Annotated in this window: 4 protein-coding genes; 3 read left to right on the top strand and 1 reads right to left on the bottom strand. The window is 37.1% G+C overall.

What is annotated here, in order from left to right; translation table 11 throughout:
- Window positions 1–65: 65 nt before the first annotated feature.
- A complete protein-coding gene (locus tag H9655_RS14025; RefSeq protein ID WP_191815020.1) occupies window positions 66–4,388 on the bottom strand; it encodes a S8 family peptidase in 4,323 nt (1,440 codons plus the stop codon).
- A 701-nt stretch (window positions 4,389–5,089) separates the two neighbouring features.
- On the opposite strand from H9655_RS14025, the gene H9655_RS14030 reads away from it, so the two are divergent.
- The 3 genes from H9655_RS14030 to H9655_RS14040 all read left to right on the top strand — a co-directional run bounded on the left by H9655_RS14030 (window position 5,090) and on the right by H9655_RS14040 (window position 7,344).
- The gene (locus H9655_RS14030) at window positions 5,090–5,614 is read left to right on the top strand and encodes an RNA polymerase sigma factor (protein ID WP_191815022.1); all 525 of its coding nucleotides are present in this window, start codon (window positions 5,090–5,092) and stop codon (window positions 5,612–5,614) included.
- 691 nt (window positions 5,615–6,305) lie between these two features.
- On the top strand, window positions 6,306–6,947 hold the full coding sequence (locus H9655_RS14035) for a cell wall hydrolase (RefSeq protein ID WP_191815024.1): 642 nt from the start codon (window positions 6,306–6,308) through the stop codon (window positions 6,945–6,947).
- Between the two features lie 202 nt (window positions 6,948–7,149).
- Window positions 7,150–7,344, top strand: a complete 195-nt coding sequence (locus tag H9655_RS14040) for a twin-arginine translocase TatA/TatE family subunit (protein WP_191815026.1) — start codon at window positions 7,150–7,152, stop codon at window positions 7,342–7,344.
- Window positions 7,345–7,504: the final 160 nt, after the last annotated feature.

Consider the following 7,504-nt stretch of genomic DNA (forward strand, 5'->3'; position numbering starts at 1 on the left):
TGATAAAAAATCGAGGGGATGCCAATTAAGGCATCTCCCTCTTTTTTATTCAATCGGCAAATTTATTAATCTATTGGTGCATTAATATAAAGTTTTCCTTCAGCGATTTCAGTCGTTTTATTGCCAAAGGTATCTTTAACAGTGACTTCAATCTCTGCACCAGGAGCTACTACATTAGAAGTAGCAGTATAATAACCAACATAATGACCTGGAGATGTTTCCATAATTGGTAGGTCATTTACGTTTGTGGTTTGTGCACGTAAGTTTGTTAAAGGCATTTTTAATGCAAATGTTGCTTTTAAGCCTGGCTCGCTGTCAAATTCAATTTTCACTGTTTGACCAGCTGCTAATTCTCTATCTTCACCAGGTTGAAGATTTTCAATATCAAGGCTTGAGTATTTGGCTTCAATTGTTACAGTTTCAGTCGAAGAGTTACCCGCTTCGTCAGTAGCAACAACTGTAATTTCGTTTGTACCTTCATCTAATAAAATACGTTTTGAGAATGTACCATCAGATACATTTGCATTTTGGCCATTTACTGTAACAGTATCTAAGTGGTCATCAGAAACCGTTCCTTCTACAGTCACCGCTTCTTTATTCGTTTTCGAACCATCTTCAGGACTAGTAATAGCAAGTGATGGAGCTTCTTGATCTAATGTAATTGTCACTGGCTCTGAAGGATCCGTTTCACCAACTTCGCTTACACCTGTAGCAGTTAAGACATTTTCACCTTCATTTAATTCAACATCTAAGCTGAATTCACCCTCTGCACTAGCAGTTGTTGTTCCAGCTTCTTCATCACCATTGTACACTTTAACATCCACATTTGGTTGTGTTGAACCTTCCACAGTTACTGTTTCTTCATTAGTATAACTTCCATCAGTTGGGGAAGTAATGGTTGGTGATGTTAATTCATAGTTAACTACCGCACGAATCATATAGTTTCCTTCCGCAGCAGGTGAAGCTGACCAAGCGCCACCAACTAATTGGAAGCTTCGTCCAGCGTTATCTCCATTTTCATCTGTTCCTAATCCAGGAGCATTAGGGTTAGGGTCTGTTTGAATATAAACCATGAAGAAATCACCATCTACTGTTACACCTTCAGTGGCAAGATCGACATGTGTCCATTCACCATTTCTTAATGCTGTTGCATCAATAGGTCCAGCTAGTTTTTCACCAGGTGTACCATTTTCTGTTGCATCATAAATCGCAACTTGGAAATCTGTTCCACCAGGTGTTGGAAAAGATGTATCCCAGAATCGGAATAAACCGCCAGTAACCATTGCAGATTCTTGACCTTCTTCTAGACTCATACGAACGGCCCAGCCATTGCCAGCATCATAGAATGCACGTGCGTTTTCAGCTGTACCATCATCATAACCGATTTCGCCTTCAAAACCGATGAATGGTTTTAGTTCGATATTTACTTCTACATTTTCTTCATCAAGTGTGACAGTCACATCTTTACTTGAATACGAGTTGGCCATTACACGTAGAGTGTACTCACCTTCATAAGCCGTAATTGAGTAGTTACCATTTTCATCTGATGTAACCGGTGTTACTTTTGCATCTTCAACAAGAAGGATAGTAGCTCCAGTAACTGGTTCGCCAGTTCTTTCATTTGTTACTGTACCATTAATTGTTCCTTGCGGTAGTTCATCTAAGACGAAGTTTGCAACTGCTTCTCCATCTGCTTCAAGATTTACTGTTTGCTGTTCAGAAACAAAACCATAGGTTTCTGCTAAAAGGGTATATTCACCAGCAGCGTGAACCAATTGGTAAGAACCATCAGCCGGGTTCGTATTTACAGATCTACCTGATTCAAGTACACTCACTTTTGCACCAAGTGGTAAAGACATTGGAGTTGCTTTTTTATCCGATCCTTTTTCAACTGTAGCTTTTTCAGTGTTAGGTTGGATCTTATCTGCATTTACTGGTTTCGCATCTTTTTTTGCTTCAGCTTTCGCATCTTTCTTTTCTAAAGCAACTTTTCCAGTTTTTGTTGTTTCAAGTGGTGTGTCTGTTAATGAAACATCATCAATGTACCAACCAGGTCTTGTTACAGAACCATCAGTTGTTAAGTTAAAGCCGATATAAATCCGTTGACCTGCATATTCGCTTAAGTCAACCTCACCATCAATCCAATCATTTGAAAGATTAGAATATCTAGCGAGTTGAGTCCAATTTTCTTGGTCTGTTGAGACGAAAACATGACCATAATCATAATTGTTTTCAATGTTATACCATTGTTTAAATTGTAAGTAGCTACTTCCTTCTGGTAAATCGATAGGAGGCATAACAAGTGTCATGTTAGCGTTACTTGCATATTGACTATCTAAGCCAGTTGCAAATACTTTTTCTCCAGAGAAAGCACTTTCAGGACCTGTAGTCGGTACACCCCACTCCCAGTTATTCGCTGCACCAAAAGAAGTCCAGCCAGCTGGTGTGGATTCAAAGTCTGTTGAATAGCCAACTGTAATACCAGGTAATACAGATACTTCGTACATATCACTTTCAACAGTGTTTCCACCAAAGTCAGTCACAATGAACTTATAGGAGACAGAAGGTTCATCAATGTCATCACCTGGAATCACTGCACTATACGTGCCAGATTTGTAATCTCCACTGTCACGTGTAGCAGTAACAGTTTTTGTGCTTCCATCTGCAGCAGTATATTCAACTGCTACATTTGTTACACTTACATTGTCAGCAGCCGAAACCTCTAATGATAAATCCATACCAGCATAAGTTTCGTCAATTGCTTCATGTTCAAGTGTCGGTGCTTCTTCATCTTCGCCATCTTTAGCAACAGTACCCTTAATTGTCCCCAGTCCATCTAAGATTGAGTTTACAGCATCGTATGCATTTACTAAGCCATGCCCGAAGCCATTGTTAGGTACTTCTGTATATGTTCCATTTGTTAAAGGTATAGCAGTAGAAGAAATAATCTCTTCCAGATCTTCAACGGTTAAACTTGCATTCACTTGTCGTAGAAGTGCTGCAACAGCTGCTACGTGTGGACCTGCCATGGAAGTACCGTTCCAGCCACCTTCATATCCACTGCCAGGTACGGATGAGCGAATATTTACACCAGGAGCTGAAATATCTGGTTTAATAATTCCTCCATAAGGAGAAGGACCTAATAATGAAAAGCTTCCTAGGTTATCATTGATGTCCGTTGCTCCAGTTGTGTACGCTTCTGGTAAGTTACCAGGGTTCGCAACTGAACCAGGACCACCTGGATTAAATAAAGTTGTATTTCCTGCAGAGAATTCAGGGAAGATTTCAGCAGCACGCCATGCTTGAACTACTTCTCTATACCAATCATCGATTCCAGGACCGCCGCCCCAAGAATTGTTAACAACATCTGGCGCCATTGCTGGGTTTGGATTCCCTTCAGCATCTGTAGGGGCTAAAATCCACTCACCAGCTGCAATTAATTGAACATCAGAACCACTACCGGCAGAATTTAATGCTTTAGCAGCAATCCATTCTGCGCCAGGTGCAACACCAATTTGGTTGCCACCGTCTGGCTCAGAACCAACCATAGTACCAGTTACATGTGTACCGTGACCTTGGTCATCATAAGCTTCTTCATTGCCATTAACAGCATCAAAGAAATTGTACTCATGATCAGGAGAATCTGGATTAGCAGCATCATACCCACGATATTTCTCTTTTAATGCTGGGTGATTCCATTGCACACCTGTATCAATGGAAGCAACAACTGTACCTGAACCATCGATTCCCATTTCCCAAACAGCAGGTGCTCCGATATGATCAATATTCCATTCAATATTATTGATCTTACCAGCTTCTTCCGCTTTTGCTTGTTCTTCTACCGTTGGTGTATGTAGCTTTCTTGTTTCATTTGGTAGAATTTTTTCCACTTCAGGGAAAGTAGCGATTTGCTCCATTACCTCTTTAGTTGCTGTCAAAGCAACCGCATTTACGATAAAGAAAGATTGAACTTCCTTAGCGTCCCCTTTCTTTTCTTGTTTTTCAAGATAAGAAAGTACATTTTCTTGTGATTCAATTGCCACTGTTCTCATATCTGAAACAATTGCTGAACGTTTCATATATTTTGTTTGTGCAGCAGACTGTTTTTGAGCCTTTGCAGTTTTTTCCGCTTTTTGTGCTGATTTTTGAGGATCAGCTTTTTCCTTAAATTTAACTAAAAATGTTACTTTTTCTTCTTCTTTAAATTCTTTCTTCAACGTTTTGCTAATTTTGTTTTCCGCTACTTCGCTACCTGACTTTGCAACAGAGGTATTTACACCTTTATTACTAGCAGAGCTGATGCTAGGAAACATCATTGGCACGATTAAGAAAGCGATCATAGCCATACTTAGTAGACGAAACCAACCATTTTTTCTTTTCTGCTTCAAGTAATTCCCCTCCTAAAAATGTTTTCATTAATATTTGATGCTCCTTGTTATTCACCTCCTCGTATGTTGAAGGAGCGGTTACTTTTAAAAGAAAAGTATCCCTCCTTATGATTAACACTCTAGCTAACGAAGGGTTTCAAAGTTGTCGGAAAATGTCGAATTTCTTTGTTCGTTTTTTAAAATGAGTTAATCGTAATAGCGAACAAAACGATAATTAGTACATTTGAATCCAATCGCATGAGAAATTTTGCCGATTCTTTGCTCGTTTTACTCAAAAAGTACAAGTAATTGGGTGGATTTTTAGAAAATTAAGTAAAAGGTAATTATGTTGGAAAATCTTACAATTTTTCATAAAACTTTTGAAGGTGGTCATAAGTTTAGGGTCAATAGTAAGAGAAGAGTAGATTGATATCTGGTTTATGATTGAAAAGAACTAAATATGAGCAGACAGACGAGTGAAAAAAGTGTATACAAGGTTTGTTTCACTTAAAAGGAACTAAATAAGAAGCGACTAGGAAAATTAGTACGGAGGATATGGAAAGTTTTTTGTATTAGGAAAATAGTTTCATTTAAAACTGAAAGCAATCTTGTCTAATTTTCTAGAAAAAACTTGTCGCTTTTTTTAGAGAAGAAAAAGAAGGAGATTTTATGTTTCATTTGAATTGTAATATAAGGAAACACAAAGAAAGGATGAAAAGGGGTTGGAATCACACGGCCAATCATTTATTGATATCTATCGTATTTATCATCATCAAATCTTTAGATTCATTTATTCAATGATTGAGCAACAAGAAACAGCGGAAGATTTAATGCAAGAAACATTTATTAAAGCTTTTTTGTCAAAGAACCAAGTGGAGCATCAAGACAAAATTCATAGTTGGTTATTTAGTATTGCTAAAAATACGACGATAGATTTTATTAGAAAACAACAGAAGTTTCAATATGAGATATGTTTAAATAAAGATTGGAAAAAAATTAATGCTATTCCGGAAGATCAATTTATTCAAGGGGAGGGAGTCACAGCGTTATATCAGGCAATGAATCATTTGAAAACGAATTACCGAAGAGTGCTCGTTTTAAGAAAGATAAAAGAATTTACGATTAAAGAAACAGCAGAAATTTTAGGTTGGAGTGAGGAAAAGGTAAGAATTACAACGACGAGGGCGATTAAATCGTTAAAGAAAATTTGGAAAAACACATATGGGGATCATTACCATCTATTATGATAGATGGCTTATTTTTTGTCATCATATTTAATGTAAAAGCGTTACACTCCAACAATCGTCTGATTCTTTTCTTGAAGGATAGAAATTGCGAACTCAAGGTGATATCTTCATGGCTGATGGTTAATTCTCTTTAACCGTCGTTGGTTTGTTTCATAACACATAAATCGTATCTGATAACAAGATAGCTTCTTCAATTTTTATTAAAGAATCAATCACTGACTATTCAACAGCGCACTGAACCCACCATTTGAGCATCTTCACTGGAATTTCCGCAACCTTGCTAATAGAATACGACGAAAAGAAACCATATGAACCATCTTATCATTCTCCTATTCATTCGTTTTGAAGGAAAAAAAACGCCTAAAGGATTCACTATGGGCGCATATCAAAAACATATAAAATGTTTTAAATATGTTCCTACACTGATATGAAACAGATCAGGTTCAAAGGGTCATCATTCTAAAACGGATGAATCTCACCCAGCATTTACTGCTACCCCCACATTTTGGTTTATTGTCATTTTTATTTCCACCATTATTACAGCAGATGTTTGTTATCATGCTAGTTTAAATAAAAATGGGAGAAATCTCCTGCTTAACCATGGAAAACATTGCGTTTGAAGTAGGGTTTCTATCATGTTAGTCTTAATTTTGTTATTTTGAGTTCATTGTATATATGAATGGAGGAAAAGATGTTGAAACTGATTGCAGTTATTTTTGCAGCAAGTACATTGTTTTTAGTCCATTTCATCCAATTTGCTGATTTACGCGTTTTTGCTGAGACATTAGATGTCTATGATATATATGAGGTTAAAGAGGGCGAAACCATTTCTTCCATTGCTGACCAATTAGAAGTGTCTGAGGAAGAATTAACAATGATGAATCATCTAGAAGATCAACCGATTCAAAAAGGTGATAAGCTTATCATTCCTAAAGTAAAGGATAAAATAAAGAAAGAAAAGAAGCCTGACATTTCGTTAACATCTGAGGAGAAAGATCTTTTAGCAAGACTTATCCATGCAGAAGCGAAGGGCGAACCGTTTGAAGGAAAGGTAGCTGTAGCGGAAGTTGTGATCAATCGAGTGCAGGATGATCGTTTTCCTGATACCATTCGAGGTGTGATTTATGAAAATAAGCAATTTCAACCTGTTGATAATGGTTCGATTAACAAGCCTGCAGATGAAGAAGCAAAAAAAGCAGTAAAACAAGCAATGAAAAACCATGCATTGCCAGATGAAACGGTCTTTTTCCACAACCCAACAATTGTACCGCAATCTTGGTTGAATACGAGAGAAGTTGTTACAGAAATCGGTAATCACCGTTTTTCGATGTAAAGCAAACCCTTCTATCTTATTGAACGAAGATGAACTAAGAATAAAAGAGTCTAAAGTGACAGCAGTCACTTTAGGCTCTTTTTGTAGTGTTAAAAAAGGGTTACTATAAGGAATTTGCTTGCCTTTATGTAGTGTTCAATTATAATGGGAATTGAAATATAAATAATATCTTACGTTATGTCTTACATAAAGGAGTGATACTATGTTATCAAATATAGGTATACCAGGTCTTATTCTTATACTGGTACTGGCACTCATTATTTTTGGCCCGAAGAAGTTACCGGAAATTGGACGAGCAGTGGGAGAAACGTTGAAGGAGTTTAAAAACTCTGCTAAAGGATTAGCTAATGATGATGACGATCATAATGAAAAGAAGAAAAACAATTTAGAGAAATAAATTTCAACTAGAAGTTGGCTGACATCTATCCTATGTCAGCTCAGCTTGTAGACAAAGTCTAAGAATTAGACCAAGTCTACAAGTTTTTTTGTATAATTGAATGGAATCAATTTTATGTGGGGGATATAAAATGTTATCAAAACACGTTGAGGATGGAAGA

This window comes from Cytobacillus stercorigallinarum (genome assembly GCF_014836495.1).
Lineage (GTDB): Bacteria > Bacillota > Bacilli > Bacillales > Cytobacillaceae > Cytobacillus > Cytobacillus stercorigallinarum.